This window comes from Mesorhizobium sp. M0621, from assembly GCF_040320745.1.
Taxonomy (GTDB): domain Bacteria; phylum Pseudomonadota; class Alphaproteobacteria; order Rhizobiales; family Rhizobiaceae; genus Mesorhizobium.
Genome location: NZ_JAMYQF010000060.1, coordinates 1 through 15,917 on the forward strand (window position 1 = coordinate 1; position 15,917 = coordinate 15,917).

A 15,917-nucleotide genomic window follows, 5' to 3' on the forward strand; every position below is an offset into this window, starting at 1 on the left:
GGCGGCCCCCCGCTTTTCTTTTTAACCCCCCCCCGCCCCCCCCCCCCCCCCGTCCCCCCCCACACCACCCCCCCCCCCCCCCCCCCCCCCCCCCCCCCCCCCCCCCCCCCCCCCCCCGCGACAATGATTATGGTCAGACCAAGCTGCTTCTGCAGCGATGTGAACAGGTTGACGATCTGCGCCCGGATCGAAACGTCGAGCGCACTGAGCGGTTCGTCGCAGACCAGTATGGACGGTTTGAGGGCGAGCGCGCGCGCAATCGAAACGCGCTGCCGCTGGCCGCCGGAGAGCGACCTTGGCAAACGGTCGAGCACTGTCGCAGGCAGCGCAACCAGGTCTAGAAGCTCGGCGATGCGGCGGCGGCGCTCGACTGACGAGCCGTAGCGGTGGATCTGAAGCGGCTCCTCCAGCGTCTGGTAGACGGACTGGCGGCGGCTCATCGACCCCAACGGGTCCTGGAAGACGAACTGGACTTCGCGGCTGAATGACTTCCTGTCCGATTTCAGCCATTCGGTGCGATCCCTTCCCCCAATCAGGACGGTGCCTTCGCTCTCCTTCTGCAAACCGACGATGGTGCGCGCCAGCGTGGTTTTGCCGCAGCCAGACTCGCCGACGATGCCGTGGAACGCGCCGCGCGCGACCGTCAGGTCTATGCCATCGACCGCCCGCACCGCGCCAGTGCCCGAACGGTTGGCGAAATGCACCTTCAATCCCTTGACCTCGATCGCCGCGGCATCAGACATGGACGGCGATCCCCTCTCGTTTCAGCACGACCGGGCAAGCCACGCGGTGCGGGCTTGTCGACGCGGATATCGTCTGCAGCGGCGGCCGATGCTGCCGGCAACCGGCTTCGACCAGTTCGCAGCGTTCGGCAAACCGGCAACCCGGCTCCAGTCGGATCTGGTTTGGCGGCAGGCCCGGTATCTCGCGGGTCGCCGCGCGTTCGTCGGCGCGAAAATCCGGCACCGATGCGAGCAGCCCGCGCGTATAGGGATGGACCGGCCGGGTCAGCACATCCATCGCCGTCCCCTCCTCCGCCACCTGGCCGGCGTAAAGGACGATGACGCGGTCGGCGACGGAAGCGACCACGCCGATATCGTGCGTGATCAGCACGACCGCGATGCCGTCCTCGCGCTGGATCTGACGGATGAGCTCCAGGATTTGCGCCTGGACGGTGGCGTCCAGCGCCGTTGTCGGCTCGTCGGCAATCAGCACGCGCGGCCGAGCCGCAAGCGCCAGTGCGATCATCGCACGCTGAAGCATGCCGCCCGACATTTCGTGCGGATAGCGGTTATAGCGATCCTCGGGGTCCGGGATGCCGGAGCGCGCCAGAAGCGAGACCGCTTCCTTGCGCGCTGCCTCATGCGACAGGCCAGCGAAACGGCGCGCCTGGCGTGCCAGCTGCGGGCCGATCTTCAGCATCGGGTTCAACGCGCTCATCGGATCCTGGAAAATCACGCCGAAATAGCGCCCGCGCAGGTCCGACAATTGCCGGGAACCGATGCTGAGCAGTTCGCTTCCGTCGGCTCGCGCTGACCCTTTCATGTCCACGGTCACGCCCTCGGGCAGCAGGCCGAGCGGACCGAGCGTCATGACGGTCTTTCCCGAACCGCTTTCGCCGACGACCGCGACCGTTTCTCCGGGACGGACGTTGAACGACACCCCGTCCACCGCCCGCACCGAAACGGTGGTGGCGTAGAGGTCGATGACCAAATCTTCGATCGAATAGATCGGCTGACCGTCGCTCATGCTGAAGTCGTTCCTGTTTCGACGGCGTTACGCTCGACTTCTTCGCGAGCACGCGCGTTACGGCGCTTACGCAATGTCGCGCCGCGAACCGGCCGCGGCACCTTTTGCAATGCAAAGGCTTCGCCCAGAAGGTTGAAGCTGACCACGACCAGAGTCAGCGCCAGACCGGGCAGCACGACGAGGCGCGGCACCTCCTCGATGTAGCTCATGCCGTCGACCAGCATCTGGCCCCATTCCGGTGTCGGCGGTGCGACGCCAAGTCCGAGAAAGCTGAGCGTGGCGATGGCCAGCACAAGGGCGCCGGCGTCGGCGCTTGCATAAACCACGACGAGAGCCAGCACATGCGGCAGGATATGGCGGACAAATATCCACAGATGGCCGGCGCCCATCACGCGGGCCGCCTCGATATAGGGCTGCTGCAGCTCGGCGGTCACGACTGCGCGGCTCATGCGGGCATAGTTCGCCCACCACGCCAAGGTGAGCGCCGTGATCATCGACCAGTAGCCGGTGCCCAGAATGCCGATCAGCGCCAGCGCGATCACCAGGCTCGGAAGCGCCAGCGCGATGTCGATGATGCTGATCAGCACGAGTTCGACACGGCCGCCGACATAGCCGGCGAAGGAGCCGATCGTCACGCCGATCGCCAGAGCGGCGACAAGCACGATGATCATCGCCACCAGGGAAATGCGGGCGCCACCAACGATGCGGCTGAAGACGTCTCGGCCGAGATAGTCGGTGCCGAGCCAGTGGCTCCAGCTCATGCCCTCCAGTGTCGCCGAATAGTCCTGCGCACTCGGATCGTAAGGCATGATCGCAGGAGCGAAGATGCCGATCAGCACAAAGCCGATTACGGGGAGCAGCACCAGCCACGGCCAGTCCTTGATGTCCCTGATAGCAGAAATGTTCATTGCCTCATGCTCCCCGCGCGCGGCGCATTCGGGGATCCGCGACGATGCAGATCATGTCGACGATGAAATTGACCATGACGAAGAAGACGACAAACAGCAGCAGCACCGACTGCATGCCGATGAAGTCGCGGAAGCGTATCGCCTCGATGAAAAAGGCACCGACGCCGCGCAATGCAAATACCGTCTCGACGACGATCGATCCGATGATCATCAGCGTGAATTGCGCGCCGAATGTCGTCAGGAACGGAATGGCGATGTTGGGCAGCGCCTCGCGCAGCAGCACCTGCGTTCTGGTATAGCCCTTTGCGAAGCCCGTGGTCGCAAACGGCCGCGACATCGCTTCCTGGAGGTTGACCCGAACGACACGGCTCAGAACGGAGGCTGGGAACAGCGCGATCGTCACCCATGGCAGAAGCCACGAGGTGAAGCCGCTCGTGCCGAAGGTGGGCACCCAGCCGAGCATGACCGAAAACACGATCACCAGCAGCGCCGCCACGAAGAAGTTGGGGGTCGATGCGCCGATCAGGGAAAATGCGTGCAGAAATCTGTCCATGAAGCCGCCATTGCTGACAGCCCCGGCAATGCCAAGCGTGATCGAGAAAATGAAGGCGAGAACGCCGCCGCCGGCAAGCAGAGCCGCCGTCATCGGGATGCGGGCGGCAAACTCCGACGAGATCGGCTTTCCCGTTCGCAGTGATATGCCGAAATCGCCGGCCAACGCGCCGGAGAGCCAGCGTCCGTAGCGGATTGGCAACGGGTCGTAGAGTCCGAGCTCGTTGCCGATCTTGGTGATCATCTGGGCGTCCGCGCCGGGACCTGCCGCACGCTCGGCAATCAGCGCCGCAACATTGCCCGGAGCCGCCGCAACCAGGGCGAATGTCAGCGCGGATGCCGCCAGGATCAAAAGGGAGGCAAGCAGCATCCGTCGCAGGATCGTACGTTTCATCGTCAGGCCTCGCTCGGGCTCGAAGTCTTCAGGCCTTCAGCGTGATCGCCTTGAACGGCAGGTCGTAGTCGGTCGCCGGAAGCGAAAAATTCTCCGCGCGCGGATTGTGAGCCCACAGCCGCTGGCTGACGACAAGCGGACAGATGGCGGTGTTCTCGTGCAGCCAATCGTAGAGGGCCTGCATCTTCACGTCGCGTTCGGCGCCACTCGCGTCAAGCGCAGCCTTGACGACGCCATCGAGCGCGTCGGAGACATAGATCTTCCCGTCGGGCCCGCTGTCCGCCGTCGAGACGAAGGCGTTGCCAAGGGTCCCGTGAGGGTCATAGGGAGCGCCATAGGTGGTGAAGAAAGCGAGATCATAGTCGAAGGCGGGGCGCCGGTCATGCATGGTGGCGTTGTCGACAGAAGAGACCTGGACTTGGAAACCGACCTCGGACAACTGGCCCTGGATCATCTCGGCGATGCGCCGCGATCCCGGCAGAGACTCTTCAGAAACCAGAAAGTCGATGGTCAGAGGAGAGCCAGCCTTGGTCCAAGCACCGCCGCTGTCGACCCAGCCGCCATCGGCGAGTATCTTCTTGGCCGCCGCCACGTCGTGCACCGGCACGTCATGCCGCTTGCCCGACGAAGGCACGTTCGCCGGGAACAGATCGGCGGCCGGGTCGGCAAAGCCCTCGAACAGGACCTTGGCGATCGCCGCCCGGTCGACCGACGCATAGATGGCGTCACGGACGGCCTTGTCGGCGATGATCTTCGATTTCGGCGAATAGCCGAGCAGCATCGTCGCGGTGCCCGGCTCGGCCACGACCTTCATGCCGTCGCTTTCTAGCGCACGGGCGCGGCGCGGCGACAGCGTCGCCACCCAGTCGCCACCGATGACATCGAGGTCGCCTGAGCGCAGACCATTGGCGCGAGCGAGTTCATCGGGAACCACCTTCAATTCCATGCGGCTGAAAAGCGGCTTCTCGCCCCAGTATTTATCGTTGCGAACGAGGCTGGTGCCGCTCGAATCGTATTTTTCGACGATCCATGGACCGGTTCCGATCGGCGCAGTCTGCTTGCCATCCTTGTCGACTGCCTTGGGCGACAGGAAACGGACAGGCCGCACGATTGTGAGTTCGAGGAGTGCCGCCGGCACCGGCCGCTTCAGCTTGACCGTCAGCTTGTTCGGTCCGTCCGTGACGATGCTGTCGAACGCGTCGGAGATGCCGATCCAGGAGAAGTCGCTCACCCCCATCCAGCGCTTGAGGTTCCATTCGGCTGCGGTGGAATCGAAGGGCGTGCCGTCGCTGAAGGTCACGCCTTCACGCAGATCGAAGGCGATCGAAAGCTGATCGTCGGCGACGGTCCATTTGGTGGCAAGTCCCGGCTCAAGCGCACCGTTCTGGCCGTAGTGGATCAGCGCATCGAAGACGATGGTGTAGGTGCTCAGCGTCGAAACGTTCTGCAGCAAATCGAGATCGCCGGTCTCCGCGGCGATGGCAATCTTCAGCGTGTCGTTGGTTTCGGAAAAGGCGGCGCGTGGCAGCGCGGCGGCGAAGGCAAGGCCAGCGGTGGAAACAAGGAAATTGCGGCGGTCGAGAGTGATCATGTCAGTTCCCCATTTTTTGATTGGTGTGATTGTACACATGCATTTCCATTTGTATAGACATATACGGCGCAAATTCAAGTTGGCGCGCAGCGCTGCGTTTGGCAAAGGAATGCGCCCTCTCGCGTAATGTCGCCATGCCGGCGCGGGTCTCGACCAGTACTAAATCCAGTTCAGTGTCATCGCCGCCAGCGCTAGATAGCGGCCGACCTTCGCGATCGTGACAATCGCAAGGAAGCTCCAGAACGGCTCCCGCAGCGCTCCCGCCACAAGCGTCAGCGGATCGCCGATGAGAGGCAACCAGCTCAACAGCAGCGACCATCGTCCATAGCGCTGATACCATCGCGTCGCGCGCGTCAGCGCGGAGGGCTTCACCGGGAACCATTTGCGGTCGCGAAAGCGATCGACGCCCCGGCCGAGCCACCAGTTCACGATCGAGCCGAGCACATTGCCGGCGCTTGCGGAGGCGATGAGCGGAGTCGGGGCATAGCTTTCTGTCAGAAGCAGTCCCGCAAGGGCTGCTTCCGATTGCATCGGCAGGATGGTCGCCGCCGCGAACGCGGTCAGAAATAGACCGCCATAGATGGCGAGCTCGCCAAGCATGTTGAGTTCTCAGCTTGTCTTGGGCCATTTCGGGTGCCGATCATCGACGACGTAGCCATGCGAATGCTCATATCCCGCTTCCGACCATACTGCGTCGCCGATGTGCCGGTCGTCCTCAGGCAGATCGACGTGCGTATGCACAAGCACGTCGGGATCATGTTTCGGCCAGAGCCAGACCGCGGCAAGCAGGGCAGCGGCGCCAATGATGCCGAGCAGAATGAACGTGAAAGGCAATCCCATCGCCGCACCGACGCGGCCGGCAATGGGATAGGTGATCAACCAGCAGGCATGCGAAAGCGCGAATTGGGCAGCAAACAGAGCGGGCCGGTCGACGGCATCGGCGGAACGCCTGATCAATCGGCCCGAAGGCGTCTGCGCCAGAGAATAGCCGAGCCCGAGCACGAACCAGAGCGCCAGCAGCAGATAGTAGCTGCCGGCGAGAGGTCCCACCAGCACGCCCAATACCAGGATCGCGGCGCCCGAGAGCATCGCAACCCGGTCCGGGACGTTCTCCAGCAGCCGCGGCAGGGCAAGAGCTGCAATCATCGATCCGCCGCCGAACGCTGCGAGCGCCAGCGCCGTGTCACTTTGCGAGAGACCGAACTGTGCCTGAACCAGGACAACCGTGTTGACGATCACCATCGCGCTTGCCGCCGCGACGGCAACGTTAAGGGCCAGCAGCCCGCGCAATCGCGGCGTCGCCAGATAGATGCGCAATCCGCGCGTGGTACGATCGTAAACGCCGCGCGGCTGCGACGGTTTAGGGCTCGGCAGGACCACCGACACCACCAGCGCCGCCGAGGCGAGAAAGCCGATAACCGTACCGGCGAACAGGCTGTGGAAGCTGATGACGGAAAGCAGCGCCGCCGCCAGCATGGGACTGACGACGCTTTCCAGGTCGTAGGCCAGTCGCGATAGCGACAGGGCTCGCGTGTAGTCCTTCTCCTCGGGCAGCACGTCAGGAATAGAGGCCTGGAAGGCCGGAGTGAAGCCTGCCGACGCCGACTGCAGGACGAAGATGAGAAGATATACCTGCCAGACTTCGGTGACGAAGGGCAGGAACACCGCGACTGCTGCCCGGATGAGGTCGAGCGAAACCAACATGGTGCGGCGTGGCAGGCGCTCTGCGAACGCAGCGGCGATAGGCGCGACGCCGACATAGGCGATCATCTTGATAGCGAGCGCCGTGCCGAGCACCGCGCCTGCATCGGCGCCGGCAAGATCATAGGCCAGCAGCCCGAGCGCCACGGTGGCAAGACCAGTGCCGATCAGGGCGATGACCTGGGCCAGGAAGAGATGACGGTAGGTGCGATCGGCCAGGACCTGAAGCATATTTGTCTTCTTGCAGTGGATTGGGGTTCGTCGAGCCAGGAATGTAGCTCGAACAGCAGCCTGTCTCAGTGGTGGTGGCCTTGCGGCTCGACCATCTTGAATGGCAGCACCTGCTCCCGACCCTTCGCGATCAGGATCAACCTCGCCTGGAACTCATGCGGCTCAGCAGGGGCGACGGTGCTCTCAAGCCGATGATGGTTGTCTGCAACAGGATCGAGGCGAAGCGTCTCTGGCCCTTCGGGTCGATCGATAATCACCGTCGCCGCCAAGTCATCTGCGTGACGATCGATAGTCAGCCGCATCCGCTCGCCAGCCGGTGTATCGACGATTTCCAATGTCCCTTCAGCCAGATCGCAGACTACCTTGAAGGGCTCTGGCGCATGATGGTGAGCATGAGAGGTTTCCGCGGCCGGCCCGGCCGAGCTCATCAGGCGGACATTGGCTTCCGCCAACGCCGGCAAGTGGGCGAACAGCTCCTCCTTGAGGGCTTCGGTTACGCTCAGGACGCTCTTGGCCGTTGCCATCTCCGGAACACTGATGGCAACGTCCGCATGCAGACGATGTCCGATCCAGCGCGCCTGCACGCTTTCAACGCGCCCGATGCCCGACACGTGTTCGGCGGCATGATGGATTTCATCGACGATGGCGGGCTCGACTCCATCGAGCATGCGGGTCAACACGGCTTTCGACGACTGCCAGACGATGGCGAAGATCGCCAGTGTGATCAACAGTCCGACGATCGGGTCCGCAAGCGGAAAGCCCAGCCATACGCCAATGGCGCCCAGGACAACGGCCAGGCTGGTAAAGCCATCGGTGCGGGCATGGTAGCCGTCGGCGATCAGCGCAGCGCTGTTGATCTCTCGCCCGACGCGGATACGGAAGACGGCGACCGCTTCATTGCCGATGAAGCCTATGAGGCCGGCGATGGCGACCCAGCCAAGAAACGTGATGGCACGCGGATTGATCAGGCGATCGATCGCCTCGTAGCCGGCGACGATGGCACTGAACAGGATGATGAGAACGATGACGATCCCAGCCAGATCCTCGACCCGGCCCAGCCCGTAGGTGAACGTCTTGCTCGGTTTGCGGCGGGCCAGCACGAACGCGATCCACAGCGGAATGGCAGTGGCCGCGTCGCCGACATTATGGATCGTATCGGCTAGCAGCGCCACGCTGCCGGAGAAGAACACAACCACAAGCTGGAGCGCTGCCGTGATGGCCAGAACGACGAATGACCATTTGATCGCCCAGATGCCGCGCGTCGTCGTGGCGATCGTCGGATCTATGACACCGTGTGTGTGGCCATGGCCGTCATCACCGTGATCATGTCCGTGGCCGCCCATGCCATGCGTCATCGGGCCAAACCCAAACCAATCGCGAACTTTGTCCATCATGGGCTTCTCACAGGTACTTGGTGATGTCCTTGAACTCGTCGATCGAGCGGCGCTGCTCGCGCGCCAACGGCCCGACGACGTCTTCAAGGCAATGGTTGAGATGATCCTGGATCAGGGTCTTCTTGGCCTGCGAAATGGCCTTCTCGACAGCATGAAGCTGCTGGGCGAGGTCGAGGCAGGACCGGCCCGCCTCGATCATGTCGATGACGCCCTTGAGATGTCCGCCGGCCCGTTTCAAGCGTTTGACGATATCGGGATGGGTTTCGTGGATGTGAGGTTGCTCGCCCATGTTTCGATACTATCCTCCCGGAGTGGATATGCAAGTCTCAAAGACGCCTCGATTCTAATCTAGCAAAAACCATTCGTTAGGATTTTAGAGAATAATCGCCATTCATGTCGAATCGGATCCGCAGCACGGTTTTTTGCCTGGTCATCGCTTTAGCGATGATGTTCGGCGTGCTGCGTCCTTTCGGCTATTCGACCTCACACGATCCGATCGCGATTGCCACCGCGGTTGAACGTCAAGGCGGAGCCGCCGCGCAGATCGAAGATCATAGCCACGCACACGATGATGGCGTTTCCGGCGAGCAGAGCTCTGACCATTTTCACGGGCACAATGCGGCAGACCACTCGCACGAGACAGCGAGTACGCCCGCCGACTTCGCACCGACCGTTCCACAGCTCGAACGGGGCTGGCTGAATTATCCGCCGACTTTCGTCGATCCGGATACGACATTCCGGCTCGAGCGACCGCCGAGACCGTTCCTCGCCGCATGATCGCGGCCGCTAACGCGGCTACCCTCAACGACGAAGATTGGAAATCTTATGCAAGGACCCTTCGACCGGGGCCGGACAGGCTCGCGTCGCACGTGTTGGCGACCCGCCCTGCCCCTGCTTATCGCTCTCGTGACCCTGCCGCTCCTGGGCGGGGCTGCCTTCGCCCACGCCGTGGCCGAGGGCGACAAGGGCTATATCCAGGAAATCTCGGGCATCAACGTGCTGCCCTTTATCTATCTCGGCGCCAAGCACATGGTGACCGGATACGACCACATCCTGTTCCTGTTCGGCGTGATCTTCTTCCTCTACAGGATGAAGCATATCGGCATCTATGTCAGTCTGTTTGCGCTGGGCCACTCCACGACCATGCTGCTTGGTGTCTACTTCAACGTCGGCATCAACAGCTACATCATCGACGCGATCATCGGCCTTTCCGTGGTCTACAAGGCGCTCGACAATATGGGCGCTTTCCAGCGATGGCTCGGCTTCCAGCCGAACACCAAGGTCGCGACGCTGCTCTTCGGCTTCTTCCACGGTTTTGGCCTGTCGACGAAGATCATCGAATACAACATCTCGCCTGACGGCCTTGTGCCGAACCTGCTGGCCTTCAATGTCGGTGTCGAGATCGGCCAGCTCATGGCCCTCGGCGCCATCTTGATCGTGATGGGCTACTGGCGCCGGACACGAAGCTTCTGGCGCCACGCCTATACCGCAAACGTCATCATGATGACGGCCGGTTTCCTGCTGATCGGATATCAGCTCACCGGCCTGTTCGTCGCAGCATAAGGAATCGAAATCATGTACAACACCGACCTTCCCAGTCGCGCCGATCTGCCGACGTCAGCGCAGCTGAAGCGCTCCACCATGATTGCCGCGCTGACGGCGCTCGCCCTGCTCCTCACGGTCGTCATGCCGTCCGAGTATGCGATCGATCCGACTGGAGCAGGCAGATTGCTCGGCCTCACCAGTATGGGAGAAATCAAAACGCAGTTGGCAGCGGAGGCGGCAGCGGACGAAGTCGCCACCGCGAAGGCAACGGGCGTGCGGCCGACACAAATGGTCCCTCCAGCCGAGTTGATGGCGCGCATGGACAGGATCGAGAATCTTCTTGTTGCCATGACCGCCCAGCAACCCGCGTCGCCGGCATCGCCGCCTGCCGCGCCGGGCGATGTGACTGTCGGAGAAATCGCTCCTTCCATGCCAATTGAAGCGACCGCGCCGCAGGTCGCCGAAGCAGTCCCCGAGGCGCCCGCTCAGGCTGCTGGAAGACAGGACGAGATGACCTTTGCGCTGGAGCCGGGTGAAGGGGCCGAAGTCAAGCTCGTGATGCGTCAGGGCGCCAAGGCAAACTTCTCCTGGATTGTCGATGGAGGCGTCGTGAACTTCGACATGCACGGCGATGGCGGAGGCCAGTCGGCCAGCTATGAGAAAGGCCGCAGCGTCCCCGGAACCGACGGCGTCCTGGAAGCGGCCTTTGACGGCAATCACGGCTGGTTCTGGCGAAACAGGGGGAATGCAGGCGTGACACTGACCTTACGAACCAATGGTGACTACGCAGAGATCAAGCGAATGCTTTAACATTCGGCGAAAGATGGCCCGCCATGCGGCGGGTCGTCTTCATTTGTGGCCGATTTCGCTGCAATGCGCAGAAAGCCAGAACGAGCTTCGAAAGGAATAGTGTGCCGTTGAGCAGCAAACGCTCCGGCGTCGGCTGAGAAACCCCGTGGAATACTGCCATGCCTGCTCGCTGGCTGGCACCGCCACCAGCTTATCGGTAGGTATTCGGCCTATGCCGCATCCACCGTGAAAAGTTGTTAAAACCCGTTGCGGCAAAGGGCTTCAAGATCCGCCTTTGTCATTTCCTCGATGCCGAGCGCAGGAAGAATATCATTATCTCCCTTGAGATCCCGGCCATAAGCCGCCGACAAGATGGAAATTCCGGATTCATGGAGTGTCGCCGGATTTCCGCTGATCTTTCCCAGAACGGCAGTCGGTAGCAGGCCGAACGGAACATCCTCGAGAATATAGCGGCTCTCGATGGTTGTCGGGCCAAACCCGCCGCGGCCTTGACGATCCATCTCCTGGTTCATTTCCGAAACAGTGCTCATGGGGACGTGGAACGACAATGAAAAATGTTCCTGGACGGTACGAACCGCGATACCGAAATGGGCAGCGATGGCCAATCGTTCGGCATCCAGAGCCTCGATAAAGCGGCCAACGGCAGGAGTGACATTTCCCCCCTGGCTCCACTGCTCGGCCTTCTCCATGCGTGTGAGATTGAGAAGGGCAATTCCCAGATGGTTCTGCGGATTGAGGTTGCTGAGCGCGATCGCCAGCAGACCATCCCGCTTGACGAAACGATCGCCGAACAAGGCCGTGCAAAGCTCGTACCCTTGGTCGAGCGCGTTGAAAGGCAGCGTCGCAACATCAAGCTTCTGGCGAATGGAAGTGACATTGACTTCAGCTGATCCGAGCTGGCGACCAGTCAGTAGTGTTGTGCCCCAAACGACGATCGGCAACCTGACCTTGCGCTCCGTCAACCGCTTCCAGAGATACAGAGCCCCGAACGAACTATGCGAACTGATGATGACCGGAATTCCATCTGCCAGATGAGGGACGGCGGCGTCCATCACCATCTTGTGGCCGTAAGCCGGAAGCGCGATCACCACCACGTCCGCGTGGTCGATAGCATCTTTACAATCCTTGGCAATGCGCACCGGCACCGTCGCCTCGATATCCCCCGTCGCCTTCAATAATTCGCCAGTAGCCAACGTTCTGGTGCGGTGTCCCGACGGTGACCAAAGTGTTGGCGAGTGTCCCGATTGTGCCAAATAGGCCGCAAGGCCATAGGCAATTGCTCCGGCGCCAAGAATACTCACGCGCATAACATTCCTCCTGTTGCAGGCTTTATGGTTCGAGAATCCTTGCCGTCCCCGCCCACAAGTTTTTTCATCGCGAGGTTCCGAATTGGAGTCACGTCGGTTGCCCCCAGCCGTTCGATCAATGGCTCCGGCTCTGAGCCGGCAAGCGCCGCTGTGAACATTAGTTTCCGCTTGACATATATCAAAAATGAATGAGACGATGTCAATCATACGGATTTCACATGTAGGGAGAAGATGGAAACTCGGGACCTTCAGACCTTCCTTGCGGTTGCTGCCAGCGGCAGTATTACCAAGGCGGCTGACATGCTCGGGCGTTCCCAACCTGCGGTGACACGCACCATTCAGGATCTTGAGGCCGAACTTGGCTTCGAATTGCTGCACCGGGTCGGTCGACGGGTGCAGCTATCTGAAGAGGGTGTCGCATTTGAAGAAGAAGCGCGGCGACTGCTGATGTCCTTCACCGAACTCGCGGCGCGGGCCAAGATGATCGCCGCCGGCCGGGGTCGGATCCTGCAGATCGTCACAACCTCTGCGATCGGCACTGGCCTAATTCCGACGGCCATGGCCGAGCTCAAGGGTATCGAGCTTCCGCACGAGACACATCTCGGACAGTTTCTTCCTTCCACCGTCGCCCAGGAAGTACGCAGCGGACGTGCCGAGATCGGCTTTTCAAGCCTGCCGCTCGATACGCCCGGTCTGGATGTCCTGCGGCTCTATTCGGCGCCCGATGTTGCTGCTGTGCGGGAGGACGATCCGCTGGCAGAACTTGGTGTCATACCGCTTTCGGCCTTTGCCGGCCGTCGCGTCGCTACGTTGCTCAACCCGCTGCGTTTCCAACTGCACGTCTCCAAGGCATTGGCCGCCAGGGGCATCGACACCGGACCAGTGATCCGGACGAATACTGCCTATGGCGCGTTGCAGCTTGTGCGCCGGACCGGCGTTGCCGCTGTCATTGATCCCCTCACCGCCTATGGCGTGGCCTTGCCTGGGGTCGCCATCCGCCCGATTGACGCGACCGTTCTCTTTTATTGGGGTGTCGTGGCTGCCGCAAAACGTCCCCTTCGCCCAGTCGCGCAGGCGCTGATGGAGGCGGTCGAAGCGGTGGCTGAACGGTCGATTGTCGGCTTCAAGAAACTCGATCCGGCCTTGGCCAGCCAATTGGTGAACGATCCCGCGTCGGGCACAAATAACGGAACGGGAATATGAAGCATACTCCTACCCCGGCAGCATCGACAGGCCTTGCCGCGTTGGAAGCCCAACTCGCGCAGGATCTCGACTTCCTCGAACTGCCTGCCAAGCCTTGGGTCCCCACACGCATGCATGAGGGCGCCCCGGTCCGTGATGTCGTTGTCATTGGCGCTGGCATGTGCGGACTTGCAGCCATCGCAAAGCTGGTGCTGACGGGGATTACCAACGTCGTCGCCTATGATGCGGCTCCGGCCGGGCTCGAAGGACCATGGGTAACGTTTGCCCGCATGCAAACGCTCCGGTCCCCGAAGACTCTCAACGGTCCGTCGCTCGGCCTGCCGCAATTGACGTTCCGCGCCTGGTTCACGGCGCAATGGGGCGTTGAGGCCTGGCGGTCGCTGGACAAAATCCCCAAGGGCCAGTGGATGGACTACCTTGTCTGGTACCGCAAGGTTCTTGGCCTGCCGGTGCGCAACAGCGTGCGCATGACCGGACTGGCACCTGTTGGAGATCTGATTGCGATCAATATCGAAGGCGCGGAAACGGGCCGGGTTCTCACCCGTCGTCTCGTTCTGGCCACCGGTCGGTCCGGTTTGGGCGGTTTTGCCGTGCCCGATTTCCTCAGCGGCGTCGATCGCGCCTATTGGGCCCATTCTGCCGACGACATCGACTTCGACACGCTGAAAGGCAAGCGTGTGGCAGTTATTGGCGCCGGTGCCTCTTCCATGGACAATGCTGCGACCGCACTTGAGGCGGGCGCCGGCTCTGTCGACATGTTGATCCGGCGCAAGGAGATGCCGCGCATCAACAAGCTGACCGGCATCGGCAGCCCGGGTGTTGTACTCGGCATGCATGAATTGCCCGATGCCTGGAAGTGGAAGTTCTTCGACTACACCGCCTCGACCCAGACACCGCCGCCGCGTTCATCGACACTCCGCGTGTCTCGCCATTCGAACGCTCGGTTCCTTCTCGACTGCGGCATAGTTGCGGTGAAAGAGGAGGCAGGGACCCTGCTGGTGGAAACCACGCAGGGGCCGATGCGCTACGACTTCCTGATCGCGGCAACCGGCTTTTCAAATGACTTCAGCGGCCGCCCGGAATTTGCGGCGATCGCCCCACATATCCGCACGTGGTCGGATGGCCGATATAGGCCGGATATGGGGTCGGCTCGTGCAGGCATGTCGGACGCGCCGGATCTCGGTCCCGCCTTCGAGTTTCGTGAACGCATTCCCGGTTCCTGCCCGATGCTGGCACATATCCACTGCTTCAACGACGCCGCCATGCTGACGCACGGCAAGGTCTCCGGCGACATCCCGGCCGTCAGCGCCGGTGCCGACCGTCTTGTGCGCGGCATCGCATCTTCACTTTTTGCCGAGGATGTCGAAACCCACTTCGCCAATCTGATCGCCTACGACACGCCCGAACTTCTGGGCGACGAGTGGGTCGATTCAACACCCTTGTTGCACAAGGAGGCCGCACTGTGATCGACGCAATGGACAAGGCAGCGGGTCTTTCGCCGGACGATGCCCTTTTCGCTGCACGGCGGTTTCGCCCCGAATTCGTGCGAGGGGCCGAGGAATGTCGCCTCTCGGTGCTGCACCCGGCAAACCATCAGGGGCTGGCGCCGAATTTGCGGGTCGCTCTGGCCCGCCGCATGGCGGCCCTCAACGCCGATCCCATCCTGATGGCCGAATATGATGTGCAGCTGGCTCAGCTTGGTCCGACCGAGCAGCTTCTGGCCTTGGCCCAGGGGGAAACGGATTTGAATGAACCTTTGGCGACCATCGTTCGTCATGTTGACCTGGTCACCCTGACGCCGAAAAAGGCGGAAGCGAGCCATATCGCTCTCCTGGAGAAGGCTGGATTGAACAATCCTCAGATCGTCGCGCTCTCCGAGCTGATTGCCTTTGTCAACTTCCAGACACGGGTGGCGACCGGCTTGCGATTGATGAGGTCGTCATGATTTCCTCGGTGCGCCTGAAGCCGCTGAACTGGCAGCCATACATCGCGCCGGTCGAGCTGTCCGAGGCCACGCCGGAACAGCTCGATGCGATGAAGGTTACGCCCTCCGCCAAGAAAGTTTCGGAATATGTACGGACCCTTGTCCATGATCCGGAAAGCTATCTTGCCCGCACGGTTCTGTTCAACGCGATCATGTACGTCGAGGGCGGGCTCGCCCGTCCCGATCGCGAACTTGGCGCATTGGGCGCATCAATGGTCAATGGCTGCAAATTCTGTGCCGTTGTTCACGCCCGCCGACATGCGGAGTTGACCAAGAGCGACGATGTGGTCACCGCGCTGTACCTCGACAAACCCGAAAAGCTTGGGCCGCGCGATGCGGCAATCTACAGTTTTGCCCGCCGCCTGTCGGCAGCGCCGTCGGAAGCGACGGCAGACGATATCGCCGCGCTGCGATCAGTCGGCATGGACGACCGCGAGATCATCGACCTGATCCACGCCATATCGATCTTCGGCTGGGCAAACCGGCTGATGCACGTTCTGGGCCATGCGGAGAGCGGGTGATGATGTCGCATACGGTCAAAGCAGTCC

The 15,917-nt window shown here is 61.8% G+C and carries 17 protein-coding genes; 7 read left to right on the plus strand and 10 right to left on the minus strand.

Annotated elements, in window-relative coordinates; genetic code table 11:
* From NKI38_RS28335 to NKI38_RS28375, 9 genes are all read right to left on the minus strand, one after another.
* On the minus strand, positions 1-743 hold a 743-nt coding region (locus NKI38_RS28335; protein ID WP_352663505.1), incomplete at its 3' end, for an ATP-binding cassette domain-containing protein.
* On the minus strand, positions 736-1,749 hold the full coding sequence (locus tag NKI38_RS28340; protein ID WP_352663507.1) for an ABC transporter ATP-binding protein: 1,014 nt from the start codon (positions 1,747-1,749) through the stop codon (positions 736-738). The genes NKI38_RS28335 and NKI38_RS28340, both read right to left, overlap by 8 nt.
* A complete protein-coding gene (locus NKI38_RS28345; protein WP_352663509.1) occupies positions 1,746-2,657 on the minus strand; it encodes an ABC transporter permease in 912 nt (303 codons plus the stop codon). The genes NKI38_RS28340 and NKI38_RS28345 overlap by 4 nt, the downstream gene beginning before the upstream one ends.
* A gap of 4 nt (positions 2,658-2,661) precedes the next feature.
* A complete protein-coding gene (locus tag NKI38_RS28350) occupies positions 2,662-3,603 on the minus strand; it encodes an ABC transporter permease (RefSeq protein ID WP_352663511.1) in 942 nt (313 codons plus the stop codon).
* Positions 3,604-3,631: 28 nt separating this feature from the next.
* On the minus strand, positions 3,632-5,194 hold the full coding sequence (locus NKI38_RS28355) for an ABC transporter substrate-binding protein (protein ID WP_352663513.1): 1,563 nt from the start codon (positions 5,192-5,194) through the stop codon (positions 3,632-3,634).
* 159 nt (positions 5,195-5,353) lie between these two features.
* Positions 5,354-5,794, minus strand: coding sequence for a YqaA family protein (locus NKI38_RS28360; protein WP_352454979.1), 441 nt, complete (start codon positions 5,792-5,794; stop codon positions 5,354-5,356).
* Positions 5,795-5,803: 9 nt separating this feature from the next.
* Positions 5,804-7,126 (minus strand): MFS transporter, encoded by a 1,323-nt coding sequence (locus NKI38_RS28365; protein ID WP_352663515.1) that lies wholly within the window; start codon positions 7,124-7,126, stop codon positions 5,804-5,806.
* A 65-nt stretch (positions 7,127-7,191) separates the two neighbouring features.
* Positions 7,192-8,520 (minus strand): cation diffusion facilitator family transporter, encoded by a 1,329-nt coding sequence (locus NKI38_RS28370; protein ID WP_352663517.1) that lies wholly within the window; start codon positions 8,518-8,520, stop codon positions 7,192-7,194.
* A 7-nt stretch (positions 8,521-8,527) separates the two neighbouring features.
* Positions 8,528-8,809, minus strand: a complete 282-nt coding sequence (locus tag NKI38_RS28375; protein ID WP_352663519.1) for a metal-sensing transcriptional repressor — start codon at positions 8,807-8,809, stop codon at positions 8,528-8,530.
* Positions 8,810-8,913: 104 nt separating this feature from the next.
* On the opposite strand from NKI38_RS28375, the gene NKI38_RS28380 reads away from it, so the two are divergent.
* From NKI38_RS28380 to NKI38_RS28390, 3 genes are read left to right on the plus strand one after another with little or no spacing between them, the layout of a single operon-like run.
* The gene (locus NKI38_RS28380) at positions 8,914-9,297 is read left to right on the plus strand and encodes a hypothetical protein (protein ID WP_352663521.1); all 384 of its coding nucleotides are present in this window, start codon (positions 8,914-8,916) and stop codon (positions 9,295-9,297) included.
* 48 nt (positions 9,298-9,345) lie between these two features.
* Entirely contained in the window at positions 9,346-10,083 is a 738-nt protein-coding gene (locus tag NKI38_RS28385) for a HupE/UreJ family protein (RefSeq protein ID WP_352663522.1), read from the plus strand.
* A gap of 12 nt (positions 10,084-10,095) precedes the next feature.
* Positions 10,096-10,875 (plus strand): hypothetical protein, encoded by a 780-nt coding sequence (locus tag NKI38_RS28390; RefSeq protein WP_352663524.1) that lies wholly within the window; start codon positions 10,096-10,098, stop codon positions 10,873-10,875.
* Positions 10,876-11,111: 236 nt separating this feature from the next.
* Here NKI38_RS28390 and NKI38_RS28395 read toward each other — a convergent pair whose 3' ends face one another.
* Positions 11,112-12,182, minus strand: a complete 1,071-nt coding sequence (locus NKI38_RS28395; RefSeq protein ID WP_352663526.1) for an NAD/NADP octopine/nopaline dehydrogenase family protein — start codon at positions 12,180-12,182, stop codon at positions 11,112-11,114.
* 231 nt (positions 12,183-12,413) lie between these two features.
* On the opposite strand from NKI38_RS28395, the gene NKI38_RS28400 reads away from it, so the two are divergent.
* From NKI38_RS28400 to NKI38_RS28415, 4 genes are read left to right on the plus strand one after another with little or no spacing between them, the layout of a single operon-like run.
* Positions 12,414-13,385, plus strand: coding sequence for a LysR family transcriptional regulator (locus NKI38_RS28400; RefSeq protein ID WP_352663528.1), 972 nt, complete (start codon positions 12,414-12,416; stop codon positions 13,383-13,385).
* Complete coding sequence (locus NKI38_RS28405) at positions 13,382-14,851, plus strand: NAD(P)-binding domain-containing protein (protein WP_352663530.1); 1,470 nt, start codon at positions 13,382-13,384, stop codon at positions 14,849-14,851. Before NKI38_RS28400 ends, NKI38_RS28405 begins: the two co-directional genes overlap by 4 nt.
* A gap of 8 nt (positions 14,852-14,859) precedes the next feature.
* Complete coding sequence (locus NKI38_RS28410) at positions 14,860-15,330, plus strand: CMD domain-containing protein (protein WP_352663532.1); 471 nt, start codon at positions 14,860-14,862, stop codon at positions 15,328-15,330.
* Complete coding sequence (locus NKI38_RS28415) at positions 15,327-15,890, plus strand: peroxidase-related enzyme (protein WP_352663534.1); 564 nt, start codon at positions 15,327-15,329, stop codon at positions 15,888-15,890. Before NKI38_RS28410 ends, NKI38_RS28415 begins: the two co-directional genes overlap by 4 nt.
* The last annotated feature ends 27 nt before the right edge of the window (positions 15,891-15,917 follow it).